General features: G+C 35.1%; 23 protein-coding genes and 1 other RNA gene. 6 read left to right on the forward strand and 18 right to left on the reverse strand.

Annotated features, from left to right (window positions below; genetic code table 11):
* Nucleotides 1–418: 418 nt before the first annotated feature.
* The 3 genes from speG to BTOYO_RS11655 all read right to left on the reverse strand — a co-directional run bounded on the left by speG (nucleotide 419) and on the right by BTOYO_RS11655 (nucleotide 2483).
* A complete protein-coding gene (gene speG / locus BTOYO_RS11645; RefSeq protein ID WP_000076822.1) occupies nucleotides 419–934 on the reverse strand; it encodes a spermidine N1-acetyltransferase in 516 nt (171 codons plus the stop codon).
* Between the two features lie 141 nt (nucleotides 935–1075).
* Nucleotides 1076–1480 carry a phosphate-starvation-inducible protein PsiE gene (psiE, locus tag BTOYO_RS11650; protein ID WP_000834705.1) on the reverse strand — a complete coding sequence of 135 codons (405 nt, stop codon included), beginning with the start codon at nucleotides 1478–1480 and terminating at the stop codon, nucleotides 1076–1078.
* A gap of 49 nt (nucleotides 1481–1529) precedes the next feature.
* A complete protein-coding gene (locus tag BTOYO_RS11655) occupies nucleotides 1530–2483 on the reverse strand; it encodes a nuclease-related domain-containing protein (RefSeq protein WP_002093062.1) in 954 nt (317 codons plus the stop codon).
* 516 nt (nucleotides 2484–2999) lie between these two features.
* Between BTOYO_RS11655 and BTOYO_RS11660 the strand changes: the two genes are divergently transcribed.
* Nucleotides 3000–3557: a cysteine hydrolase family protein gene (locus tag BTOYO_RS11660; protein WP_001001101.1), complete on the forward strand. Its 558-nt coding sequence runs from the start codon at nucleotides 3000–3002 to the stop codon at nucleotides 3555–3557.
* 40 nt (nucleotides 3558–3597) lie between these two features.
* Here the strand turns inward: BTOYO_RS11660 and BTOYO_RS11665 are convergent, their stop codons facing one another.
* A complete protein-coding gene (locus tag BTOYO_RS11665; protein ID WP_033657330.1) occupies nucleotides 3598–4032 on the reverse strand; it encodes an Lrp/AsnC family transcriptional regulator in 435 nt (144 codons plus the stop codon).
* A 451-nt stretch (nucleotides 4033–4483) separates the two neighbouring features.
* Between BTOYO_RS11665 and BTOYO_RS11670 the strand changes: the two genes are divergently transcribed.
* The gene (locus BTOYO_RS11670) at nucleotides 4484–5449 is read left to right on the forward strand and encodes a DUF4822 domain-containing protein (protein ID WP_001036594.1); all 966 of its coding nucleotides are present in this window, start codon (nucleotides 4484–4486) and stop codon (nucleotides 5447–5449) included.
* Between the two features lie 340 nt (nucleotides 5450–5789).
* Here BTOYO_RS11670 and BTOYO_RS11675 read toward each other — a convergent pair whose 3' ends face one another.
* The gene (locus tag BTOYO_RS11675; protein ID WP_002039967.1) at nucleotides 5790–6221 is read right to left on the reverse strand and encodes an Lrp/AsnC family transcriptional regulator; all 432 of its coding nucleotides are present in this window, start codon (nucleotides 6219–6221) and stop codon (nucleotides 5790–5792) included.
* 166 nt (nucleotides 6222–6387) lie between these two features.
* Between BTOYO_RS11675 and BTOYO_RS11680 the strand changes: the two genes are divergently transcribed.
* The 3 genes from BTOYO_RS11680 to BTOYO_RS11690 all read left to right on the forward strand — a co-directional run bounded on the left by BTOYO_RS11680 (nucleotide 6388) and on the right by BTOYO_RS11690 (nucleotide 8858).
* Nucleotides 6388–6969: a beta-class carbonic anhydrase gene (locus tag BTOYO_RS11680; protein ID WP_000926486.1), complete on the forward strand. Its 582-nt coding sequence runs from the start codon at nucleotides 6388–6390 to the stop codon at nucleotides 6967–6969.
* 31 nt (nucleotides 6970–7000) lie between these two features.
* Complete coding sequence (cynS, locus tag BTOYO_RS11685; protein ID WP_001081568.1) at nucleotides 7001–7450, forward strand: cyanase; 450 nt, start codon at nucleotides 7001–7003, stop codon at nucleotides 7448–7450.
* Nucleotides 7451–7577: 127 nt separating this feature from the next.
* Entirely contained in the window at nucleotides 7578–8858 is a 1281-nt protein-coding gene (locus BTOYO_RS11690) for a purine/pyrimidine permease (RefSeq protein WP_023441096.1), read from the forward strand.
* 167 nt (nucleotides 8859–9025) lie between these two features.
* Here the strand turns inward: BTOYO_RS11690 and BTOYO_RS11695 are convergent, their stop codons facing one another.
* The 13 genes from BTOYO_RS11695 to BTOYO_RS11755 all read right to left on the reverse strand — a co-directional run bounded on the left by BTOYO_RS11695 (nucleotide 9026) and on the right by BTOYO_RS11755 (nucleotide 21647).
* Nucleotides 9026–9391, reverse strand: coding sequence for a YxeA family protein (locus tag BTOYO_RS11695; RefSeq protein ID WP_000871137.1), 366 nt, complete (start codon nucleotides 9389–9391; stop codon nucleotides 9026–9028).
* A gap of 768 nt (nucleotides 9392–10159) precedes the next feature.
* Entirely contained in the window at nucleotides 10160–10912 is a 753-nt protein-coding gene (locus BTOYO_RS11700; protein ID WP_000590045.1) for an iron ABC transporter ATP-binding protein, read from the reverse strand.
* Nucleotides 10909–11973, reverse strand: coding sequence for an iron chelate uptake ABC transporter family permease subunit (locus BTOYO_RS11705; protein ID WP_000631251.1), 1065 nt, complete (start codon nucleotides 11971–11973; stop codon nucleotides 10909–10911). The genes BTOYO_RS11700 and BTOYO_RS11705 overlap by 4 nt, the downstream gene beginning before the upstream one ends.
* Nucleotides 11970–12986, reverse strand: coding sequence for an ABC transporter permease (locus BTOYO_RS11710; RefSeq protein WP_000041828.1), 1017 nt, complete (start codon nucleotides 12984–12986; stop codon nucleotides 11970–11972). The genes BTOYO_RS11705 and BTOYO_RS11710 overlap by 4 nt, the downstream gene beginning before the upstream one ends.
* A gap of 19 nt (nucleotides 12987–13005) precedes the next feature.
* Nucleotides 13006–14022 carry a siderophore ABC transporter substrate-binding protein gene (locus BTOYO_RS11715; RefSeq protein ID WP_000749444.1) on the reverse strand — a complete coding sequence of 339 codons (1017 nt, stop codon included), beginning with the start codon at nucleotides 14020–14022 and terminating at the stop codon, nucleotides 13006–13008.
* 385 nt (nucleotides 14023–14407) lie between these two features.
* Nucleotides 14408–15085: a response regulator transcription factor gene (locus tag BTOYO_RS11720; protein WP_000815822.1), complete on the reverse strand. Its 678-nt coding sequence runs from the start codon at nucleotides 15083–15085 to the stop codon at nucleotides 14408–14410.
* Nucleotides 15086–15525: 440 nt separating this feature from the next.
* Nucleotides 15526–15880, reverse strand: a transfer-messenger RNA (tmRNA) gene (gene ssrA / locus BTOYO_RS26320).
* A gap of 126 nt (nucleotides 15881–16006) precedes the next feature.
* Nucleotides 16007–16474 carry an SsrA-binding protein gene (smpB, locus tag BTOYO_RS11725; protein ID WP_001123917.1) on the reverse strand — a complete coding sequence of 156 codons (468 nt, stop codon included), beginning with the start codon at nucleotides 16472–16474 and terminating at the stop codon, nucleotides 16007–16009.
* A gap of 307 nt (nucleotides 16475–16781) precedes the next feature.
* A complete protein-coding gene (gene rnr, locus BTOYO_RS11735; RefSeq protein WP_370115456.1) occupies nucleotides 16782–19169 on the reverse strand; it encodes a ribonuclease R in 2388 nt (795 codons plus the stop codon).
* 189 nt (nucleotides 19170–19358) lie between these two features.
* Complete coding sequence (gene estA, locus BTOYO_RS11740) at nucleotides 19359–20099, reverse strand: carboxylesterase (RefSeq protein WP_000761983.1); 741 nt, start codon at nucleotides 20097–20099, stop codon at nucleotides 19359–19361.
* Nucleotides 20100–20261: 162 nt separating this feature from the next.
* Nucleotides 20262–20495, reverse strand: coding sequence for a preprotein translocase subunit SecG (gene secG, locus BTOYO_RS11745; RefSeq protein ID WP_000557263.1), 234 nt, complete (start codon nucleotides 20493–20495; stop codon nucleotides 20262–20264).
* A gap of 94 nt (nucleotides 20496–20589) precedes the next feature.
* On the reverse strand, nucleotides 20590–21282 hold the full coding sequence (locus BTOYO_RS11750) for an LrgB family protein (RefSeq protein WP_000078307.1): 693 nt from the start codon (nucleotides 21280–21282) through the stop codon (nucleotides 20590–20592).
* Nucleotides 21282–21647, reverse strand: coding sequence for a CidA/LrgA family holin-like protein (locus tag BTOYO_RS11755; RefSeq protein WP_000673219.1), 366 nt, complete (start codon nucleotides 21645–21647; stop codon nucleotides 21282–21284). Before BTOYO_RS11755 ends, BTOYO_RS11750 begins: the two co-directional genes overlap by 1 nt.
* Nucleotides 21648–21999: 352 nt before the next feature.
* On the opposite strand from BTOYO_RS11755, the gene BTOYO_RS11760 reads away from it, so the two are divergent.
* Complete coding sequence (locus BTOYO_RS11760) at nucleotides 22000–22950, forward strand: nucleoside hydrolase (RefSeq protein ID WP_001125059.1); 951 nt, start codon at nucleotides 22000–22002, stop codon at nucleotides 22948–22950.
* The last annotated feature ends 26 nt before the right edge of the window (nucleotides 22951–22976 follow it).

The following is a 22976-nucleotide window of genomic DNA, read 5'->3' on the forward strand; positions in this document are numbered from 1 at the left end:
GAAATTAAAAAAAGCAGAGAGATAGCGTCATTCGACACTAGCCCTCTGCTTCGTGGTTTTTCCTATACTACTCCAATTTATAGTAAAAGCTCATTGGAATAATATACACAAAGGGCCATAGACAAAGCATTGTCTATGGCCCTTAATCTATTTTATACATCGACTTACAAACCGTAACCAAATAAGCATAGATAAACTATACTTTTTTAGAAAAGTTATTCAGCCGATGAATATAGGGGATTTATGCCCCTTGATTAAGCTCCGTACAACGCTTCACCGTATACATTTGTGCGGAGCAAAGTTTTCTAATGAGTTTTACAAATTTTATATAAAGCATGTTCTGCACCTTCCTTAATACTTAAAAGGGATTTTAGCATACGGTTTTGCGAAGCGTCAACATTACTTCCAAATCATTCAACTACTTACTTTCAAAATATTGCTTCTGAAACATACACATTCTTATCGCATTATGATAGTTACCATCAACGAAAAACTCGTCGAGAAGCTCACCTTCTACCATAAATCCAACCTTTTTATAAACATGCACAGCCTTTTCGTTTTCTTTATCGACAACTAAATATATCTTATGCATATTTAAGACAGCAAAGGCATAACCCATCGCTAAACGCGTCGCTTCTGCTGCGTAACCATGCCCCTGATAATTTGGATCAATAATAATTTGGAATTCTGTTCTTCGGTGAATATAATCAATCTCCACTAACTCAACCAATCCAACCATTTCATTATCTTTCTCAACGATAAATCGGCGTTCACTTTGATCGTGTATATGTTTATCATACAAGTCCTGCAATTCTACAAAGGCCTCATAAGGTTCTTCAAACCAATACGACATAATATGCGCGTTATTATTCAGTTCGTGTACAAACTTTAAATCTTCTCGTTCTAATGGACGTAACTTCAATTCCTGACTCATTTCTATAACCTCCAAGTAAAAGAAACCTCTTCACTTAATTTCTCAATTTTTTTCAATTTCAAACGCCCTAATTTCATTGTAAACTTTCAAGTAACTTGAAGGTCAAGGTGAAAAAAGTAGTGCAAACTTATGTCTGCACTACTACTCTTTTCTCAAATCTCTCATATTCGATATGTATAAAGCAATGACTAAAACAAGAATGGATCCCGCATATAATAACGTCTCCATCGGTTCCTCATGAGATACAATAATTAACCGAATTAATGCCGTAATTCCGATATAAATAAAATAACGTAACGGGAAATGATAGTTCGATTTAAAATACTTAATAATTAATGCAATAAACTCGAAGTATAAGAAATATACGATGATACTTTCAACCAATTTATACGATGTATATTTCTTTGTTGAAAAGATGTATTGAATAAATGTGATTGTCTCATTAATTAAAAAGATAGATAAGACAATGGATAATATAATTAGCGCTATATTTAATATCCATTGCAAAACACTAGCTATAAGATGATCGATATTAAATGACTTCATTTTCTCTTTAAACTCCCCTTCGTATACGTACGTATTTATTATAGCAAAATTACGATTGGAAAGAAGTTAAATCATATATTCGTCCTTTGTTGCCAGTGTAGGGAAGATTTAGTGTGTGGAGAATTCTGTTTACAACCATACCCGACGAAACATGGAGAAACTCTTTCAAATTACCGTTTGTACATGTCGTACTAATGAGCAATGCATAATCTCGTATAGCATCCTCATGTGCCACTTTTGAAAAATCTTTACAACTTGTACAACACCAACCCTTCTTCACTTTAACCATTGGAATAACTAAGCATTTCTCACATTGTACTCCCTTTAACAACTCCTCTTTTTCTATTTTATATTGCTCAAGTATATTTTGTTGAAGTGGAGAATGCTCCGTTATTATTTGATGAATGAGCCTATCTACATTATCTATAACTTTTCTTTTATATTTACTTTCAAACCACTTTATTTTATGAGGTAAATTTGCACTATGAATAATTGTATGAAGAAGATTGTCATCTGAAGATTTTATAATGGTACGAGGCGAGCTAATAACAACAAGGGACTCAATTGGAAGACTAGAAGAAAATCCATGTAAGCTTAACCATCTCTTTATTTGTATTTCTTGCCTTTTTATTTGTAAAACCGGATCTGGAAATCCCTCTGAATTTCCTTCTGTTATTCGGATAAGTTGATTAAACTTTGTATCAAATATTAATGTACCTGCTATATTTTTTATCTCAAGAAAAAGAAGAAACTTTGTGGAAAGGATAATAGTATCAATTTGAAAGTATTTATCATAATTAGATAAGCGAATATCATGTAAAATACTATACTCTTTCTCAGAAATAAAACTAAGTGGATAATCAATCGATTGCTCCCCTTTATATCCCGCCATGTGTTTTGCCAAGTTTTCTCCAATTAAATTTCGTTTCGGATGATGTACAGGTAACCTTCTAAGAAGTGCTTCTAACTGCCTTATATAAATCGGCATTTTTCTTTCTTTCACAATCACCTCAAACACCCCTTTACAAATATATCAACGATTTTTTCAATATATCTATCATAACTCACAATATATCAACGATTTTTCCAATATATCTATCATAACTCACAATATATCAACGATTTTTCCAATATATCTATCACAACTCACAATATATCAACGATTTTTCCAATATATCGATTGGTCGACAATATCCGACACTACCTCACTCCAATCACTCACAGCATATCCTAGAAAAACACCTTCAGCAAAAACTTAAAATCGCATTTCCGCATAAAAAAACATAACCTGCTCCTCTAGCAAAGTTATGGTTTTTACCTTATAATGCCACTCTACCTATAACTTTACCGTGAATTCCACAAAATCCATTTGTACTTATACCAACTTTCACTTTTTTCACACTGAAACTATATACCTCAAAATCGTTTCATAATGTTATTACTTCAGCATAGCTACAATTTATATAATAACGGTACAGTACAAATAACGTGCTGAATCACTAAGTATGGGGGAATAACGATGAACGAAGCATTACTATTAGTCGACATACAAAATGATTACTTTAAAGGCGGCAATATGGAATTACATCTACCTGAAAAAGCCATCCAAAAAGCGAAAGAAGTATTGAGAGTGTTTCGTGAAAAACATAAAACAATTATTCATGTACAACATATTGCGAACAATGAAGGAGCTACCTTCTTCCTCCCCGAGACAGTAGGTGCTCAAATTCATGATGATGTACAACCGATCGCTAATGAAAGAGTCATACAAAAACACCACCCTAACAGTTTTTTAAGAACAAATTTATTACAAACATTAAAAGAAGAGAAAATAGACCAACTAGTCATTTGCGGTATGATGACTCATGTATGTATTGATGCAACAGTACGGGCTGCCAGTGATTTAGGATTTCAATGTATTGTAATTGAAGATGCTTGTACAACAAAAGATTTAGAATTCCAAGGAAATCTAATCCCAGCAGTACACGCTCATCAATCGTTCATGAGCGCATTAGAGTTTGGTGATATTTACGCAAAAGTCATGTCAGCAAGCTGTTTTATAAATAAAAACAAATAAAGAATTACAGTTCCATATGAAAAAAGAAAGGATAAATATCTTATTCTTTCTTTTTTTCCATTGTCTTAATGACAGTATTTATACGATAATCACCATAATGTAAAACATCTGCAAGCGTCTCTTCTAATTGCTGATGCGAAGATGTGTGAAGAATCATGATATAACACCCATCGCCACTTATACGATACATTTCAGTGATTACGTCTGTTTTTTCGAAAAAACTTTGAATTTGATTATGATAATGTGGTGCATGCAAAAATAGCGTAACAAACGTCATAATGGATCCTTCCAGCTTAGCTCTGTCGATATCTATCGTATATTTTTGAATGACACCTGCCTCTTCTAATTTGTTAATTCGTTTTCCAACTGCTTGGCCAGTCAAATGTACTATCTCTCCAATTTCCCTCCAGTTCATTCTAGCGTTTTCTTGTAGTAACTGTATAATTTTAAAATCTGTTGAATCAAACATGGACATCCCCTTCCTATATGAAGCGACTTCTATAAAATCTTCATTTCCCATACAGTTCAGCTCAAAAATTTTGCACTACAATCGATTAACTCTATTAGGAATTACATTATTGTTAACGGCTTTCCTTCTTCTTTACAATGTATTTTTTTGATTACTCGTAGGCATCAGAAACAACTTTGGTAAATATTCGAAAGATCCCTGCTGCAAACTAGCGATTGCTTTTTTATAAATATGAAAATTTTTTAGGAATTAGTTTATCTTTTTTTAATGTTTTATTTAGAGGGAGTTTATACTCTGAGATTAACATAATAAACGTAGCAACTAAGTTCATTGATTCAACCTAAATCTTTTCATATAACAAAGATTCAGAAGGATGAACTACTACTATAATCACAAACCGCACTACTTAAAACCATGTGAATAACATGAAAATCATAAAATGAGGAGACGATAAAAAATGAACAAAAAAACGAAAGCACTATCATCAATACTGCTCGGATTCACATTAGCATTAACAGGGTGTGCTGGTACTAAAGCCGAAGAAAATCATGGTAAACAAAAACAAGAACAAGCTGCTAAAGAGACGAAAAAGGAAAACAAGTTAACGAAAGGCCAAAAAATGGCTAACATTCTTAGCGATACTAATTGGCAAGGTACAAGAGTATATGACAAAGATAAGAATGACTTAACAAAAGAGAATGCAAACTTCATTGGTCTTGCAAAATATGATGCGAAGTCCGGCAGATATGAATTCTTTGATGCTAAGACAGGTGCAAGTCGTGGCGATAAAGGAACTTTCTTTGTCACAAATGATGGGAAGAAGAGAATATTAATTTCAGAATCAATGAAGTATCAAGCTGTTGTTGACATGACAAAACTAAATAAAAATGTATTTACTTATAAACGAATGGGGAAAGACGCTAACGGTAAAGATGTAGAAGTTTTCGTTGAACATGTTCCATATAAAGAAAAAGAACTTTCTTTCACTGATCCGGACAAGCAACTGAACACTACTACAGGCGATATTGTTAAAAATGTTGATGGAGATAAAATTTTAGGCGGCACCCTTTGGCATGGAACAAAGGTATTAGATGAAGCTGGTAATGATGTAACACAGTTTAATTCTAATTTTATAAGTCTAGCAAAATTTGATGACAAGTCTAATAAATACGAGTTCTTCAATAGCGAAACAGGTCAAAGCCGCGGTGACTATGGTTACTTCGATGTTGTACACGAAAATAAAATAAGAGCTCATGTATCAATTGGAAATAATAAATATGGTGCGGCTCTTGAACTTACTGAACTGAACAATAAGAAATTTACGTATAAAAGAACTGGTAAAGACCAATCTGGTAAAGACATAACTATATTCGTTGAACATGAACCTTATAAAGGTGATGTTAAACCACAATTTAGTTTTTAATTAGTTTGATTAAAAATCCTGTACTGAACTACAGGATTTTTCTTATGAGTCTACTTTTTATATTCGAAACATGAATTAGCTGTAAAATGAAATAGGATCATGCCCTCAAATAAGTAATAATAGAACCCCCTGTTGCATACAGCGCAGGGGTTTTGATGTTAAAAAATTCCCCTTCACTAGTCAAAGGCAAATAATGAAAAAAGAAAAATCAGATGTAAAATAATCAATAATTATTAAAAACAAATAAAAGGAGTATCTCTTATTTAATAAGAGATACTCCTTTTATTTTTGGAAACATGTCTTAGCCACAAGCAAAAGGAACCATAAACTTACATAAAGTTTATTTTAACTTCCCTATTGATAGGTTAACACGGTAATTCCCATACTTTAATAGTCGTCCTAGAAAGTTATCCAATTCTTCATTGGAAGCAAAATGTGTTTTTAATAAATAACATCCGTCACCACTTATACGATGTACTTCAGAAATCCCTTCTTCTCCTTGAAAGAAATTCATAAACTCTTGATGGTTAGCTGTTGTTACGAACAAAGTAACAAACGCAGTCACTACTTGTCCTAATTTGATTCGGTTTATTGCGATTGTGTATTGCTCAATAATCCCTAAATCCTCTAACCTTCGAATTCGATTTCCTACCGCCTGTCCCGTCATATGTATTTTTTGACCAAGTTCTTTCCATTGTATTCTTGAGTTTTCTCCTAATAATTTCAGTATCTCAAAATCTGTTTGATCAATGATATAAACCAATCCTTTCACCGTGAAAGTAGAAAGCCAGAAAGTGTTTCGCCAGCTTATTCTGCTTATCGATACAATTCACTATACTTAGTTTATCCTCTTACATCACATTGTTTATCAGTTATATTCACTTATAACATAGAGGACGCAACAAAAAATACATCTAGATTTAAAGGAGGTTACAAATATGTTATTACAAGAAATCCTATCGTTCAATGAACAATTTGTAGAAAATAAGGAATACGCTCCTTTTGAAGCGACAAAAATGCCTAAAAAACGTATGGTTGTTGTTTCTTGCATGGATGCTCGTTTAATTGAGCTACTTCCAAAAGCTTTAGATATACACGATGGTGATGCAAAAGTTATCAGAAATGCAGGTGGTAAAATTGCTTCTCCTTTCGATAGCGTTATGCAAAGTGTTATAGCATCAGTATATGATCTAAATGCAGATGAAATCTTTCTTATCGGACACCATAAATGTGGTGCAAGCCAAACTAATCCAAAAGGAACACTTCAAAAAATATTAGATCGTGGAGTAGCTTCATCCGAAATTTTATCAGCAATTGAATATGCTGGTGTTGATCTTGAAAATTGGTTATTTGGATTCGATGATGTCTGCGACTCAACTCAAGCTAATGTTGATTTAGTAAGAAATCATCCACTTATTCCAAAAGATGTTCCTGTACATGGTTTAGTCATTGATCCCCACACAGGTAAATTAGATTTAGTAGTTGATGGATATAAAACATTAAATGGTATGAAAAATTAATTATTACTCAAATGAAGGGAAGTTATTAAGTATGAATAGACAAGAAGCTACACAAAAAATTATGGAAGCAAAAATTGCAAAAGGTTTAACATGGGAAGAAATTTCAAAAGTAAGCGAAAACTCCGAGACTTGGGTTGTAACAGCATTATTAGGACAAGCTACAATGACACGTCCGGAAGCAGAAAAAATCGGTAAACTATTAGAATTAGATGAGGAAGTGGTTCAGGCATTAACAGTAGTTCCACTTAGAGGTCAAGTAATGCAAATGCCTCCTACTGACCCAATCTTATATCGATTATATGAAATGATGTTACAATACGCACCAACTCTTAGAGAATTAATCTTAGAAAAAGCTGGCGAAGGTGTAATGAGTGCAATTAACTTCAATCTAGGTGTGAATACACAAGAAGATCCAAAAGGTGGCGATCCTCGTATCGTTATTACACTTAACGGTAAATTCTTACCATTCCGTACATGGTAATTAATTTTAAATCTATATATAAAATTAAAATAATTTTATAGATTTACAAAATCCATCCTTTTTAATCTAACTGTATAGAAAGGATGGATTTTTACTATGAGATTCTTTTTCGACAAAGGAGAATAATATGAACAAAAAATACTTTAATACGAGCTTTAGTATTCTACAGTGGTTTGTGTTTCTATTAGCAAATGCAATTGCATTGCCTATCATTATTGGTGGCATATTTCATTTATCAATAGAAGATATCTCAACATTAATGCAGCGAACTTTTTTAGTCGTGGGAGTAAGTTCATTTATACAAGCATGGTTTGGGCATCGCTATCCCATAGCAGATGGTCCAGCAGGTTCATGGGTAAGTATATTTGTCATACTGGGACAAGTATCTATGCATCAGGGACAAAGTGCAAAAGACGTGTTGCAAATTTTAGAAGGCGGGTTAATTATTGCAGGTATATTACTCTTCGTACTTGGTATAACAGGGCTTGTACATCGAATCTTACGTTTATTTACCCCTTTAGTTACAGGAACTTTTCTTTTAATCTTAGCACTTCAGCTTAGTGGTGTGTTACTAAAAGGAATGATGGGATTACAAGGATCTGTAACTCATCCTGATTATACAACAACTACTATTGCACTCTTTGTTTTTACCATGATTACCTTCTTATCAATTAAAGGGAAAGGCTGGATGAAAAGTTACGCTGTGTTACTTGCCATTTCATTTGATTGGCTTTTGTATGCTTTATTAGAAAAATCGTCTCATATGCCTTCACACACACCGTTAGTTAAGTTACCACAGATATTTGCTTGGGGCATGCCTAGATTCGATATTGGAATGACTCTAACTGCAATTTTATTTACATTTCTTTTAGTTGCAAATACGATTGCTGCTATTTCGGCTGTAAAACAAGTGGCTCCATTATCTAAAGAAAATGAAAAGCAAACACTGAACCGTGGTATATGGGTCGGAGGTATATCACATATTATCTCGTCGTTGTTTTCTACAATTGGAATTGTACCATTACCTGCATCAGCTGGATTTATTCAACTAACAGGACAAAGAAAAGTGAAGTCATTCCTTATAGCAAGTCTCATATTAGCAGGAATTTCTTTTATCCCCTCAATTGTAAGCTTTATATCCTTACTTCCAGGCCCTATTGCTAATGCTGCACTTTTAGCAACATTTGTCCAAGTAATAGGCATTTCATTTCAATCGATTTTACGTGAAGAATTAAATCAACGCCGATTAACTATATTAGGAATTACATTATTAATCAGTTTAGGAATAATGTTCCTTCCAGAAGGTGCATTTAGCGGTATTCCTTCTTCCTTACAATATGTTTTAAGTAACGGATTACTCGTAGGCACTATGATCAGTATTCTGCTAGAACAGTTTTGGAAAGAGTAAAGGGTTTATACAATGCAATAATACTCCTTGCTCAGTCCTAACAAAAAGGGATCACACCAGACGGTTGATCCCTTTTGTTTTATAATAATCTCTCTTATTTTCCTACAATATCTTTTGCTTATAAAGCTTTATGTTAACACAGCTATTGGTTAGCTTGTCCTGACATATTATGAATTTCCGTTCAATTTATCTAAGATACTCTTATCTATTTTTGTTTGATCCACTTTAGCTATTTTAGAAACAATCCCACGGCGATCTTCCCAATCAATCAAATAATATTGATTTTTTTCCAATTTATTTTGCACGGAAATTTTCAGTTTTCTTTCTTCCCCTTTTTTATCGTACACCTTCTCATCGTAAACATGATACGTAAGAATTTCTCCATTACTCAATTTTTCGTTTTCTACTGTAGAATCAGTCATTACCTTTACATAATATTCTTTAGTTGAATAGTACCCATTACCTGATTTCAGATAGTAGAAAGCACCTCCTATTATAGCTAATAACACAAAAATCCTAATGATCCATTTCATATGATAATACCTAACCTTTCTATCCTACTTGTAAAATTTATATTCATTCACATATAAATCTTCCTTACTTTAAGTATGCTTTATCTAAAAAGAGGGTACAATCCAGTTTCCTTACACCCACATTACACTTTTGTAATCCTATCATTTTGGATTAAAACATTTTTATCATTTTACAAAGCAAGCATAATTTTTTCGCAAACAAAAGAACCATACCCCTGCCAACCTGGAAAAGTTATAGTTCTTATCATATAAAATTGTAATTTGAATATTATTGCCGTAAACGCCAATCTCACAGGATTATTTGCATAAGGTGTTCAGCAATTTTGTCTCCACTTATCTTTTTATTTTTTCTTTTCTACCAGGGCTGCCGCCCACATTTTAACGAAAATATACGCTAAGGATTATCTTGCAGCGTAACAAGCTACTTCTCCCTTACATGTAGACACACTATACCGAATCTTAACTACATCACAACTTCTTATATGAGAACGGACGAAACCTACTTTGTCTAACACAATTGTGTTAGCTTATGAGTGGATAACCAAACCAGAATATAATGATTCCCTTACATTCGCCGTCCTAGTGTTCAACACGTCGCAGGACTGGGAGTAATGACATATCTGTGGAGCTATTACCAACAGCCAGAAAAATTAAGAGTTATCATGATGGGCGATCGCATAAAAAAAGCTGCTGCCCATAAAATACAGACAGCAACTTCAACTAGAGTAGCTAGCATAATTTACGCAAGCTACAGTATACATTTTGTAACTAATAAACAGCGATTGGCCCATAAGGACCCTTGATAATTTCTATTTTTGTTTCAAAAATATCTGTCAAAAGTGTTGGATCCATTACCTCTTCTACTGTTCCAAAAGCAGCAATTTGACCATCTTTCATAGCACAAATTTTGTCAGAGTACTTAGCCGCAAAATTTATATCATGCATAACTGTCAAAATTGTTCTTCCAAATTCATTAGCTGCACGTCTCAAATGCTCCATCATTTGAACAGAACGAGCAACATCAAGGTTGTTCAGAGGCTCGTCCAAAAGTACATATTCCGTCTCTTGGCACAATACCATCGCTACATATGCCCTTTGTCTTTGACCACCAGAAAGTTCATCTAAATATCTATTCTCTAAATTAGTTAAATCCAAAAAATCGATATATTTAGAAATAATAGATTCATCCTCTTTCGTTAATCTTCCTTTTGAATAAGGAAAGCGCCCAAATCCAACTAGTTGTCTAACAGTAAGCCTAGTTACAAAATGATTTTCTTGTCGCAATATAGTCAAAACTTTTGCTAAGTCTTTTGATTTGGATTCAGAAACATCCATATTTGCTACTTGAATGTGACCTTCATCCATATCTAAGAGTCTTCCAATCATCAAAAGTGTCGTGGACTTTCCAGCGCCATTTGGTCCAATTAAAGAAGTAAAGCCTGCTTTTGGTATTTCAATATCCAAAGGTCCTATTTTTACCTTATCACTATAGAACTTTTTAACGTTATCAATTTTTATCATAAAGCCCTCTTCCTTAAAACTATAGTTAAGAATATGATTCCACCAAATAATTCAATAATAACTGAAACTACACCTTGAGCATGGAATACATGATACATTAAAAAGTATGCACTCGTCATTATCAAAAATCCTATTGCAAAAGCCATTGGAAAAATATATCTATGATCATAAGTTGACGCCGCCTGATAACTCAAAGTTGCTACTAAAAAGCCATAGAAAGTAAGTGGCCCAATTAGAGCTGTTGAGATGGACATTAAAATAGCTACTAATACAAGCGTATAAATTACACTAGGTTGATATTTAACCCCGAAAGAAGTAGCAACATCCTTTCCTAGTGACAAAACATTCAAATTCTTAGAATGAGCAAAAATTAATACTGCTACAATTATGATCATAGGAATTACAATAGGAAAATATACAGGATCTGCATGATTAACAGAACCAAATAATCTTGCTTGTAAAATATCAAATTCTGAAGGCGCAAGTAGTTTTCTCATAAAAGTTGACACAGAATTTAGCCCGGTACCAATAATAATTCCAACTAAAAGCATAAGTTGTAAATTCCCGTATTTACCGGAAAGTAACCATCCATAAAGTATCAAACTCATGAAGACCATAACAACAACTTGGAATAAAAATGATCCAATTCCATTAAAATTTATTAACGCACTAGCACCAAAGAAGAATACTGTACTCGTTTGAATTGCTGAATAAAGTGATTCGAAACCTAAAAGTGAAGGAGTAATAATTTTATTATTCGTAATAGATTGGAAAGCAACTGTCGACAAGCTATGGCAAACCGCAGCAATAATCATTGCAACAATAGCTACTATCCTTCTCTTAACAACTGGGATAAAAGATGGTGAATCTATCGGAACTGGATTGTTATAAACTAAAAGTCCATATGAAGAAAGGAGACCTAAACCAATCAATGTTATCAGTAAAATCCAATAACGTCTTGCTTCCTTCTTAGAACGAAAAGCGCTAGCTGATCTACTTTCATTATGAAGGCTAGAATCGATTTCGACATTTTCTTTATTTCTATATTCTAATGTGATCATCGTAGCCTCCTTGGTTTTCTCTGTCTCAATAAAATAGTAATAAATACGACTGCTCCCACTGTTGCAAGTATTAAAGAAACAGGTAATTCAAAAGGCTGTATAATTGTTCGAGAAATGATGTCACAGGCAGTTATTGACCCCATTCCGATCACACAAACCCAAGGTAAATTACTCCTAAGATCATCACCTCTAAACATTGAAACGATATTTGGCACAATTAATCCTAAGAAAGGTAAGTGTCCAATAACAGCTGCAACAATTCCAACTGCAACAGAGATAAGACCAGTCCCAAAAAGAACAATTCTATTGTAATTAACTCCAAGGCTTGTTGCGACATCTTCTCCTAGTCCAGCTAAAGTCAATCTATTAGCATACATAAAAATAAGAAAAGTAATGATAACAATCAGCCATAAATATTCATATCTTCCCACCTGAATGTTAGCAAATGAACCTACGAACCAAGTTTCAATACTTTGTGTCTTTTGAAAAAGGAGTCCCAAAAAAGTAGACACTGCAGAAATAACTGCTCCAAGCATCAATCCAATAATCGGGACAATTAAAGACGAACGAAGTTTAACTCTTCTTAAAAATAAAAAGAAAATCATAGTTCCTATAAAAGAAAAAATGATTGCACCAGTCATTCTTTGCACTAAAGTCGGGGCAGGGAATAATAAATATACAAAAAGCAGGCCTAAGCCTGACCATTCAATAGTCCCCGTTGTAGTAGGTTCAACAAAACGATTCTGTGTAATAAGTTGCATGACGAGCCCTGCCATCGCCATTGCAGCTCCAGTAAGCATTAATGCAACTGTTCTCGGAACACGAGTTATGAAAAACATCTCCATTCCGTCCTCTTGTCCACGTATATCATAAACTCCAGTAAACAGTGATATAATCCCTAAAATTATAACAACTATAATCGCTATTATAAAAGATTTTGTCCATAATTTATTGTGATTATAAAACTGGGGTTGAGAAATATTCTCAACCCTAGAAATTATATTTTTTGACACTGTTTCGTACTCCTTTACACTACTTAGCTAAAGTTTTTGCAAGATTTCCAAACAACTCTATATAAGTCTGAATTGATTCATTTGTGTAAGTATCTTCTGGTGCATAAACAACTTGTTTTTTAGAAACAGCAGTTGTGTTTTGAAGAGCTGGTGATTTAGAAATAACATCCTTAGCAGGTGTTGAAGTAGCTGCATCAGATGTTGCAGCATCACGATCTAATACGAAAAGCCAATCAGGATTTGTTTGTGCAATAGCTTCAACAGAAACGTCATCACCTTTATGACCTGCAGTAGAATTTGAAACTTCTAGTGCTGGAACCCAACCGAAAATTTCATACATTGGTCCCCAAACACGACCAGAATGTGGAGCAGCAAAACCAATATTCCCACCAGTAACGATAACACTCATAACTTTATCTTTCCCGTTATAAGCAGATTTTGCAGTTTCAATAGATTTATCAAAATCAGCCACTAATTTTTTAGCTTCTTTATCTTTATCAAAGATTTTCCCTAAAGTAATTGTAGAATCTTTAAGTCCTTTTACTAAGTTTTTCCCAGGCGTAGTAGATTTCTCAGAAACATCAAAATTAAGATCAATAACAGCTGCTTTTGGCACTAATTTTTTGATCTCTTCGTAATGATCAGCAAATCTTTGACCAACGATTACAAGGTCAGGGTTTGCAGCTGCAATAATTTCTAGATTTGGTTCACGGTGATTCCCAATATTTTGAACTTTTTCATCCTTTTTATATGCTGAATCAGCAGGCATGATATCCTTTGGAGCAGCCGCTAATTTAATTCCCCAATCAGATAAAGTTTCAAAAGTTCTGTTATCCAAAGCAACTACATTCTTTGGGTTTACAGGGACTTTAACAGTTCCATGAGCATCAGTGATTTCAACCGTTTTTGGCTTATCACTACCATTATCTTTATTATTAGCCTTCGAAGTTTCTTTACTTGAATCTGAGCAAGCTACTAACATTAAAGTGAAAACTGCTAGAATACTCACTAATTTTAAAAGCATAGATTTTTTCATATGTATACTCCTTATAGTGTGATTTATTTCGAAAATGATGACATCCATAGATTGAATTAGAAGGTAACTTTTATTCAATTGAATCGCTATTGATAATCATTTTCATTTGAACATCCTGTTAATTAGTATAGTCATTAATTCTGTGAAAATCTTGTGAATGGTGTGAATTCATAAAATCAGGCATAAAAAGTAATATGTGACGTCAGGCGTGTTGATTAACCATGATTTCCTCTACAAAACACGCTCATTAATAGCTAATATTTTCATAATCCATTTTTTTACGTCTTTTAATACTTCTAAGAAACTATTTGATTATCACATTTAATAAAAAAACGAGTAAAACGGAATGAAATAGTTTTACTCGTTTTTTATTATCTTATTTTTATCAGTCAATCATTGAATAGCCTCTGCCATGTATCGTTTGAATATATCTGTCTTTCTTCTCGCACTTTAACTTTTTTCTTACATACCCAATATATAAATCTACTACATTTGGATTTACTACTACGTTATATCCCCAAACTTGATTCAAAAGCATCTCACGGCTCAATATTGTGTTTTTGTTTTTAATTAAAAATACAAGTAAATCATACTCGCGCTTAGTAAGTGAGAGATTTTCGCCACCTTTTTTCACAATATTGCTAGATGCATCAACAAAGAGATCTTTAAACTGAAAAAAATTCATCTCATTTTGCTGGATATAGTCACTTCTCCTTAAAATTGCTTGAACCCTTGCTACTAATTCTTCTTTCACAAATGGTTTTCTTATATAATCATCTGCTCCTGCTTGTAGCCCTGCTATGCAATCCTTACTAGAAATATTGTCGGTCACAATAATGATCGGTGTCGTTTTAACAAGTCGTATTTGTCTGCAAATTTCTGGTCCCGATATACTTAATGAGTCCCAATCCAATATGATAATATCCCAATCTTGTTCATATATTATATTTAAACCTTGGTTTTCATTGTGAAGTTTTAAAATGAAATAGCCTTCTTGCGTTAGACCGCTTACAATTTTCTTTGCTGAAGACCGTTCATTTTTAATCACCAACACCTGCTTCACCGATGGTTCACCTCTACTTCAATATAACTTATTTAGATAAAAAATTATCCCCAAAAAACAATTTAAGATTTATAAATTTAAAACCCCTAATTAATCCACTAAAACAGTTTATTAGGAGAACTCTATATAATCTTACAATAGGTATGGATAAAAACACAAAACATATGAAGATTCAAATAAAGCGAAGTGTTAATTAAATAGAGATGTTCATCCCCCACTGCTTATGAGTCCTCACCAATCAGGCTTTTACTGGATAAAATTGTGATAGTTAAGGGATAACACACAAGATGCATTGATGATGTAATTGAAAGAACCAAGAAATTAGATACATTCTATTTTTAGAACCATAACTTTGCCACAAACAAAAAGAACCATAACCTCGCCAACCTGGCAAAATTATGGTTCATATCACAAAAATAAAAAAACCACCAAATATGTATTGGTGGAGACGGTGGGAGTCGAACCCACGTCCAAAAATATCGGCACTTAAGCTTCTACGAGTGTAGTCGATATATTAGCATTTCGCAAACTCTTCGGCCTATCGACAGGCTTCCAAGTTGCTAGTCTGATTGTTCTCTTCCTTCGCCCTCAGACGGCGAACTCCGGCGTAGTCCACTTAGTTTGAGTCCCTTACCCTACCACATGGACGATGGAGGGAGGAACCTTTAGTGCAATTAAGCAGCTAAAGAAAGATTGTTTTGTTTGCCAATTATAGGCTTTGACGTTTTAACGAGGCCGATCCCCTCGACTCGCAACCTAAGCTCGAACTATCCCTGTCGAATCCGTAACGTCCCCATGATAAAAATGGAGCATACGAAGAAAATATCGTGATAGCTACTAAGAGCTGTTTTTCAATGTGCAATAACCTTACATAAGTTATTATATCATACGCGCGCCGTTTTACAAATGTAAATATCTGTATTACATCTTTTGGCGATCACGGAACACGCGTGCAATTTCACGTTTCGCTTCTTTCTCTTTTAAATCATGACGTTTATCATATTGTTTCTTACCTTTTGCTAAACCAAGTGCCATCTTTGCAAATCCATTTTTCAAATAGATTCTAAGTGGAACTAATGCGTAACCTGTTTCTTTTGCAGCTCCCGCTAGTTTATCAATTTCTTTTTTATGAAGAAGTAATTTTCTCGTGCGAAGCGGATCATGGTTGAAACGATTCCCTTGCTCGTACGTATTAATATGCATATTATGAACCCATACTTCACCATTATGTATACGTGCAAACGCATCTTTCAAGTTCACGCGACCAGCGCGAATCGACTTAATTTCCGTTCCTTGAAGGACAAGCCCTGCTTCGTATGTTTCTTCGATGAAATAATCATGAAATGCTTTTTTATTTTGTGCAATAACCTTACCTGTACCTTTTGGCATATAACGTCCCTCCTCTATTTTTACTATTGTAACAAATGTAAACAAAAAGCGAAAGTGGCTCGTTCAGAATGTGAGGTGGATGGAGCTTCTGACCTTGAGGCGCCCTTTGCCTCTGGGGAAGAAGCGAAGTCGCCAAACATTCTAGCCACTGTAGCTGGATTACACAAAAAGCGAAAGTAGCTCGCTCAGAATCTTTGGACATTGGAACTCCCGACAGAGAAGCGCTTTTTGCTTCGTTCGAGGGAGTGAAATGACCAATAAAAAGAAAAACGGCCCCGCTTTTCATCAAAGCGAAGCCACTCTTTTCTTACTTACGCTTTTTCTTTTTCTTCTTGAATCCTGGTACGTTTTCAAAGAATCCTTTTTTCTTCTTGCCATTACCATCTTTTTTCCCTGGCTGACTAGCGGACGTGGATGCTGATGCGGATCCTCTTCCTGTGCTGTTACCTTTGCCACCACGGTCAAATTTTCTACCTGTACCGCGTTCGCCGCCGCGCTCATTACTGCGCTCGCTACGTCCACCCCGTTTCTTTCTGCCTGTTCTTGGCTGTTCGATAACGACTGGACGATCTTTGAACTTACGGCGAGGTGTACCTTTCATGCCAACGATTTCAAAGTCAATTGCGCGCTCGTCTTTGTTTACGTTAATAACACGAATTGTAATTTCGTCACCGATGCGGAATACGTTACCTGTACGTTCTCCGATCATTGCGAAATGCTTCTCGTCGTAACGGTAGTAATCATCCGTTAAGTAACTAACATGTACAAGACCTTCAATTGTATTTGGAAGCTCTACGAATAAACCGAAGTTTGTTACAGAGCTAATCATACCGTCATACTCTTCACCGATCTTATCGACCATATACTCTGCTTTTTTCATTTCGTCTGTTTCACGCTCTGCTTCAACAGCACGACGTTCCATATTAGAAGAGTGCTCTGCAATCTCTGGTAAGTTTTCACGCCATTTCGCTTGTGTTTCACTGTCGACTTTACCGTTAATGACGTATTCACGAATCAATCTATGAACGATCGTATCTGGATAACGACGAATCGGCGATGTGAAATGCGTGTAGAACTCAGTTGATAAGCCGAAATGTCCTAAGCTTTCCGAATCGTAACGTGCTTGCTTCATAGAACGAAGCATAACCGTTGAAATTACTACTTCTTCAGGCTGTCCTTGAACCATTTCAAGAATTTGTTGCAATGCACGAGGATGTACTTCATTCGCACGTCCTTTTACCGCATATCCGAAGTTCGTTACAAACTCGAAGAATCGCTCTAACTTATCTTCTTTCGGATCTTCATGGACACGGTACATGAATGGTACGTTCATCCAGTGGAAGTGTTCTGCTACGGTTTCGTTCGCAACAAGCATAAATTCTTCAATTAACTTTTCTGATACAGAACGATCACGCATTACAACATCAGTCGGTTTTCCTTCTTCATCTACTAATACTTTTGCTTCTTTAAAGTCAAAGTCGATTGCACCACGGCGCATACGCTTTTCACGTAAAATTTGTGCCAATTGGCCCATCTCTTTAAACATTGGTACTAACGGTTCATAGCGCTTGATTAACTCTTCGTCCTCATCTTCTAAAATGCTTCTTACGTCAGCATATGTCATACGCTCTGTCGTTTTAATCACACTTTGGAAAATCTCGTGTTTGACAACATCACCTAAGTTGTTGATTTCCATTTCACAAGACAGTGTCAGACGGTCTACTTTCGGATTTAATGAACAAATACCGTTAGATAGACGATGTGGAATCATTGGAATTACACGATCAACAAGATATACACTCGTCGCTCTTTCCGCTGCTTCAACATCAATTGGAGAACCTTCTTCAACGTAATGACTTACATCCGCAATATGAACACCAAGCTTGTAATTACCGTTCTCAAGCTTCGTTACTGTAACAGCATCATCTAAGTCCTTCGCGTCTGCACCATCAATCGTTACAATCATTTGGTCACGTAAATCACGGCGATCTTTCAAGTCTTCTTCTGAAATCGTTTCTGGTACACTGTTTGCATGCTCCATCACTTCCTCAGGAAATGCTAAAGGTAAATGATGTTTATGGATGACCGATAAAATATCTACTCCTGGATCATTTTTATGACCTAAAATTTGAATAACTTCACCTTCCGCACTTAAACGATTCTCTGGATAGCTCGTAATTTTAACAACTACTTTATGGCCTTCTACAGCACCCATGGATGCGCTTTTCAAGATGAAAATATCACTTGTCCAACGCTTATTGTCAGGTATAACAAACCCAAAGTTTTTCGATTCTGTATATGTACCAACTAGTTCTTTCGTTCCACGTTCTAAAATGCGTACAATTGAACCTTCTTGACGTGAACCACTTGATTGTGAACTTAGGCGTGCTAATACTGTATCACCGTGAAGTGCACCGTTTAATTCTGTAGGAGGAATGAAAAGATCATCATCTCCCGTTTTCTTCTCTTCTGGCACAACGAAAGCAAAGCCACGCGCATGTCCAATTAACTTACCACGCACTAAATTCATCTTTTCAGGAAGACCATAACGATTGCTACGTGTACGAATAACAAGTCCCTTCTCTTCCATCATTACAAGTGCCTTTACAAAATCTTTAAAGCCCTCAGAACCTTCAATTCCAAATGCCTCTTCTAACTCTTGTATCGTTAACGGTTTATACGCTTCTTCTCTCATAAATAATAACAACTTATCAATATTTTCTTGTATGATTTCTTCCAAGCAAAAATACCTCCTTTAAACCCTTATATTATTTAGTGTATCCGAAAGATGGGGGATGTATAAAGCGAAAATTCAATACTCCCCTAATGATTTTTTTACAGTTTCCATAAAAATTTCCTTATGAAAAAAAGAGGCAACTAGATCTTACCAATCTAGTTGCTCCAAGAAGTTATATACATCCTCATGTAGCTCGTCACGTTGCTTATCAAGTGTAATGACATGCGTAGAGTCTTCATACCATTTAATGTCCTTTAACGTTGATTCTACACCGTTATAAATAATGTTAGCACTATCCGTATTAATCATTTCATCATGACGCGCTTGTACAACAAACGTCGGTGCATAAATCATATCAACATTATTACGTACATCAGCAATTAGCTCTTGTAATGCTTTTAATGTATTCATCGGTGTCTGTTGGAATTCCAACATTTCTTGTTCAATTTGCTCTGGTGATTTTTGCTCACGCTTTTTATATTCGCGAGCATATGCCAATATACCTTGGTACATTGTTTCTTCACTCTTAATATACATCGGTGCACACATTGGTACCACACCTAAAACAGGGATTGTATATGCTAATTTCAGAGAAAATACTCCGCCTAGTGACAAACCAACGACAGCAATTTTCTCAAAGCCTTTATCTTTTAAAAGCTGATATGCCTCCGTTACATCTTGCCACCAATCTGTAGGACCTGTATGAACAAGTTCTTCTGGTGGTACGCCGTGTCCTTTATAAATTGGCGCATGACAAGTATAGCCTTTCTTTTCTAAGAAACGCCCTAACATACGTACATCAGCTGAGTTTCCTGTGAATCCATGTAGTAATAAAACAGCGCGGTCTCCACCCTCAAATGTAAATGGTTTCGGAGATGCTAATTTCATCATGTACTTCTCCTCTTTCTCTTCTGTAATCTAGTCGTATTCTTTCTATATCTTAGTGTACCATATTTATATTTCTATAATCTAATTAGAAACTTTTTTCAAATAACAAAATAAAAAAAGAAGAACCATTAGTACAAACTACTAACGCTTCTTCTTTCAATTCTATAAGTTTAAGTACGTAACAGCAATTGTTAATACAAAGAACAATACAGCTAAAACAATTGTAATACGGTTTAATACCGCTTCAATTCCACGTGCTTTTTGCTTACCAAATAATTGCTCTGCACCGCCGGAAATTGCACCTGAAAGGCCTGAGCTATTACTAGACTGCATAAGTACCATAACAATCATTAAAATCGATACAATAATAAGTAAAACGGATAATAACGTATGCACTTGGCGTACCTCCTACAAAGATTCAGTTATTTTAACTGTAGCATAAATCCTATAGAAAAGCGAGAGCTATAGAGTCGCTCTCGCTTTTCTTCTATTACATAAACATCATTGCAAATAACGGTCCGAGCAAACATGTCAAAATTGCTGTTAATGTCATTGTTACCGATCCAATAACACCTTCATGTTCGTTATTTTTCATTGCTCTCATAACACCCATAATATGAGAAGCACATCCAAATCCGATACCTTTACCAACCGAGTTTGTAACGCGGCTCCATTTTAATAAAATTGGACCTGTAATCGTTCCAGTAATACCTGCGATAACTACGAATGCCGCTGTTAAGGATGGAACACCACCAACTTGTTCAGAAACGCTCATCGCAACCGGCATTGTCACTGATTTTGGTAATGAAGATAAAATTAAACTTTTATCTGTTCCCATAAGTGAGGCAATAGCAAAATCACTCGCAATCGCAACTGTTGTACCTACTAATACTCCGCCCGCAATCGGTACAACATATTTTTGCAGCACATGACGTTGTTTGTAAAGCGGGATTGCAAATGCTACAACACCTGGTCCAAGTAACTTCGCAATCCAGCCACCACCGCTTTCCATATAATGTTGATATGGTATATCAAGCACAATAAATAAGAAAGCCATTAATCCTGTCGCTACAAGCATTGGAATAGTAAATGGTGTTGGAAATAATTGATAGATTTTTTTAGATAATTGATATAATAGCACCGTAAAAAGAACCCAACCGATTCCGATTAATATTTGACTCATCACGACTCCCTTTCCTTTCTATTCGCAAGATATTGCCCTGTATGTCCTGCGACAATGATAATTAAAAACGTACTCGCTACAACTGTAATGAAAAGAGAAATTCCTTTACTCATAAAAAAAGCACCGTAATTCATTAAGCCAAGCGTTGGCGGAATTAATAAAAACGGCATAATAGCGACGAGTGTTTCCGCTCCTAAATCAAACCATTTCACTGGAAGTACTTTTAGGCTAAGTAAAAAAAGTAAAAGAAACATCCCAATCAAGCTTCCTGGAATTGGAATATTCAACATTTCTTGCACCCAAGTTCCAACCATATAAAACACATAAAGAGCAGCAATTTGGACAAGGATCTTTGTAAATTTCATGTTCATCATCCCTCATGTTTATACGATCTTCTGTTAATATCTTTATCATAGTATAAATTGTAAAAAGCTGCAATTTATCAACTTGACAGCAAAAACAGCCTATGTTATACGCTTACAACCTTGATATGACTGCATTTCCAAACAAAAATTACGTCAAAAACATTGACCTAATATAAAAAGTTTTTATTTTCTGAATTTACGATACTATTATTTCAATAAAATAATCTTTTTATCCTTAAACTTACATATATATAAAGTGAAACTTTAATCAATGAGGGTGTCCTCATCCCTATTGATTATTAGCCCTCACCAAGCAAGTTTGTACGGGATAAACAAGATAGGTGGTGAACATATGCCCAAAAAAGTTCTCATTTTTTGTGATCCTGGGATTGATGATACGATGGCTCTCCTCTTAGCATTCTTTATCGATGAAATAGAAATAGTCGGTATCGTTGCTGATTACGGCAATGTTCCAAAAAAAATGGCCGTAGAAAATGCTCATTTTCTTACAAACGAAGTAGAGGGTAGAAATATCAAAATCTTTGGTGGATCAGAACGGCCAATTACTGGTGCCCCTCCTGCTTTTTTTACAGATGTACACGGGAAACAGGGACTCGGCCCAATTATTCCAAAGGAGAATGTGACTAACGAAGAAATGGAGAATTTTTTTGAAGTTATTCCTCTTATTGAACAGTATAAAGATGAATTAATCATCGTAAGTTTAGGAAGGCTTACCTCCCTAGCAATTTTATTTATCGTATGTAAACAATTAATGGAGCAAATTAAATCTTTCTACGTAATGGGCGGTGCTTTTCTCCATCCTGGTAATGTTACCCCTATTTCCGAAGCAAACTTTTATGGCGATCCTACTGCCGCTAATATAGTCCTTCAATCCGCAGCTAACATGTACATATACCCATTAAACGTCACCCAATACTCCATCATTACACCAGAAATGGCCGAATACATCGAGGCAAAAGGAAAAGCTCCACTTGTCAAACCGTTATTCGATCACTATTACTACGGATATTATAAAGACGCCCTACCACATTTAAAGGGCAGCCCCTTCCATGACACAATACCAATACTCGCTTTACTTGATAACGCTATGTTTACATATCACAAATCACCTATCGTTGTCATGACAGAATCTTATGCACAGGGGGCAAGTATTGGAGAATTTCGCTCTTTAGGAGAATCTAAACCATTTATTGATTGGCCGAGTCATCAAATAGCAATTGATTTTGATTATAATCGCTTCTTCAAACATTTCATGTCACTTATGACGGGCGAACAATTTTAGCATAAAAAAACAGACCGTGATTTCTC

Source organism: Bacillus toyonensis BCT-7112, assembly GCF_000496285.1.
GTDB lineage: Bacteria > Bacillota > Bacilli > Bacillales > Bacillaceae_G > Bacillus_A > Bacillus_A toyonensis.

Bases quoted from the DNA above. Each gene is read 5' to 3' on its own strand.
- speG (WP_000076822.1), bottom strand. From the start codon at position 934: ATGAGTCAGGAATTGAAGTTACGTCCATTAGAACGAGAAGATTTAAAG.
- psiE (WP_000834705.1), bottom strand. From the start codon at position 1,480: ATGAAGTCATTTAATATCGATCATCTTATAGCTAGTGTTTTGCAATGG.
- BTOYO_RS11660 (WP_001001101.1), top strand. From the start codon at position 3,000: ATGAACGAAGCATTACTATTAGTCGACATACAAAATGATTACTTTAAA.
- BTOYO_RS11665 (WP_033657330.1), bottom strand. From the start codon at position 4,032: ATGTCCATGTTTGATTCAACAGATTTTAAAATTATACAGTTACTACAA.
- BTOYO_RS11670 (WP_001036594.1), top strand. From the start codon at position 4,484: ATGAACAAAAAAACGAAAGCACTATCATCAATACTGCTCGGATTCACA.
- BTOYO_RS11680 (WP_000926486.1), top strand. From the start codon at position 6,388: ATGTTATTACAAGAAATCCTATCGTTCAATGAACAATTTGTAGAAAAT.
- cynS (WP_001081568.1), top strand. From the start codon at position 7,001: ATGAATAGACAAGAAGCTACACAAAAAATTATGGAAGCAAAAATTGCA.
- BTOYO_RS11690 (WP_023441096.1), top strand. From the start codon at position 7,578: ATGAACAAAAAATACTTTAATACGAGCTTTAGTATTCTACAGTGGTTT.
- BTOYO_RS11695 (WP_000871137.1), bottom strand. From the start codon at position 9,391: ATGAAATGGATCATTAGGATTTTTGTGTTATTAGCTATAATAGGAGGT.
- BTOYO_RS11700 (WP_000590045.1), bottom strand. From the start codon at position 10,912: ATGATAAAAATTGATAACGTTAAAAAGTTCTATAGTGATAAGGTAAAA.
- BTOYO_RS11705 (WP_000631251.1), bottom strand. From the start codon at position 11,973: ATGATCACATTAGAATATAGAAATAAAGAAAATGTCGAAATCGATTCT.
- BTOYO_RS11715 (WP_000749444.1), bottom strand. From the start codon at position 14,022: ATGAAAAAATCTATGCTTTTAAAATTAGTGAGTATTCTAGCAGTTTTC.
- smpB (WP_001123917.1), bottom strand. From the start codon at position 16,474: ATGCCAAAAGGTACAGGTAAGGTTATTGCACAAAATAAAAAAGCATTT.
- rnr (WP_370115456.1), bottom strand. From the start codon at position 19,169: ATGAGAGAAGAAGCGTATAAACCGTTAACGATACAAGAGTTAGAAGAG.
- estA (WP_000761983.1), bottom strand. From the start codon at position 20,099: ATGAAATTAGCATCTCCGAAACCATTTACATTTGAGGGTGGAGACCGC.
- BTOYO_RS11750 (WP_000078307.1), bottom strand. From the start codon at position 21,282: ATGAGTCAAATATTAATCGGAATCGGTTGGGTTCTTTTTACGGTGCTA.
- BTOYO_RS11755 (WP_000673219.1), bottom strand. From the start codon at position 21,647: ATGAAATTTACAAAGATCCTTGTCCAAATTGCTGCTCTTTATGTGTTT.
- BTOYO_RS11760 (WP_001125059.1), top strand. From the start codon at position 22,000: ATGCCCAAAAAAGTTCTCATTTTTTGTGATCCTGGGATTGATGATACG.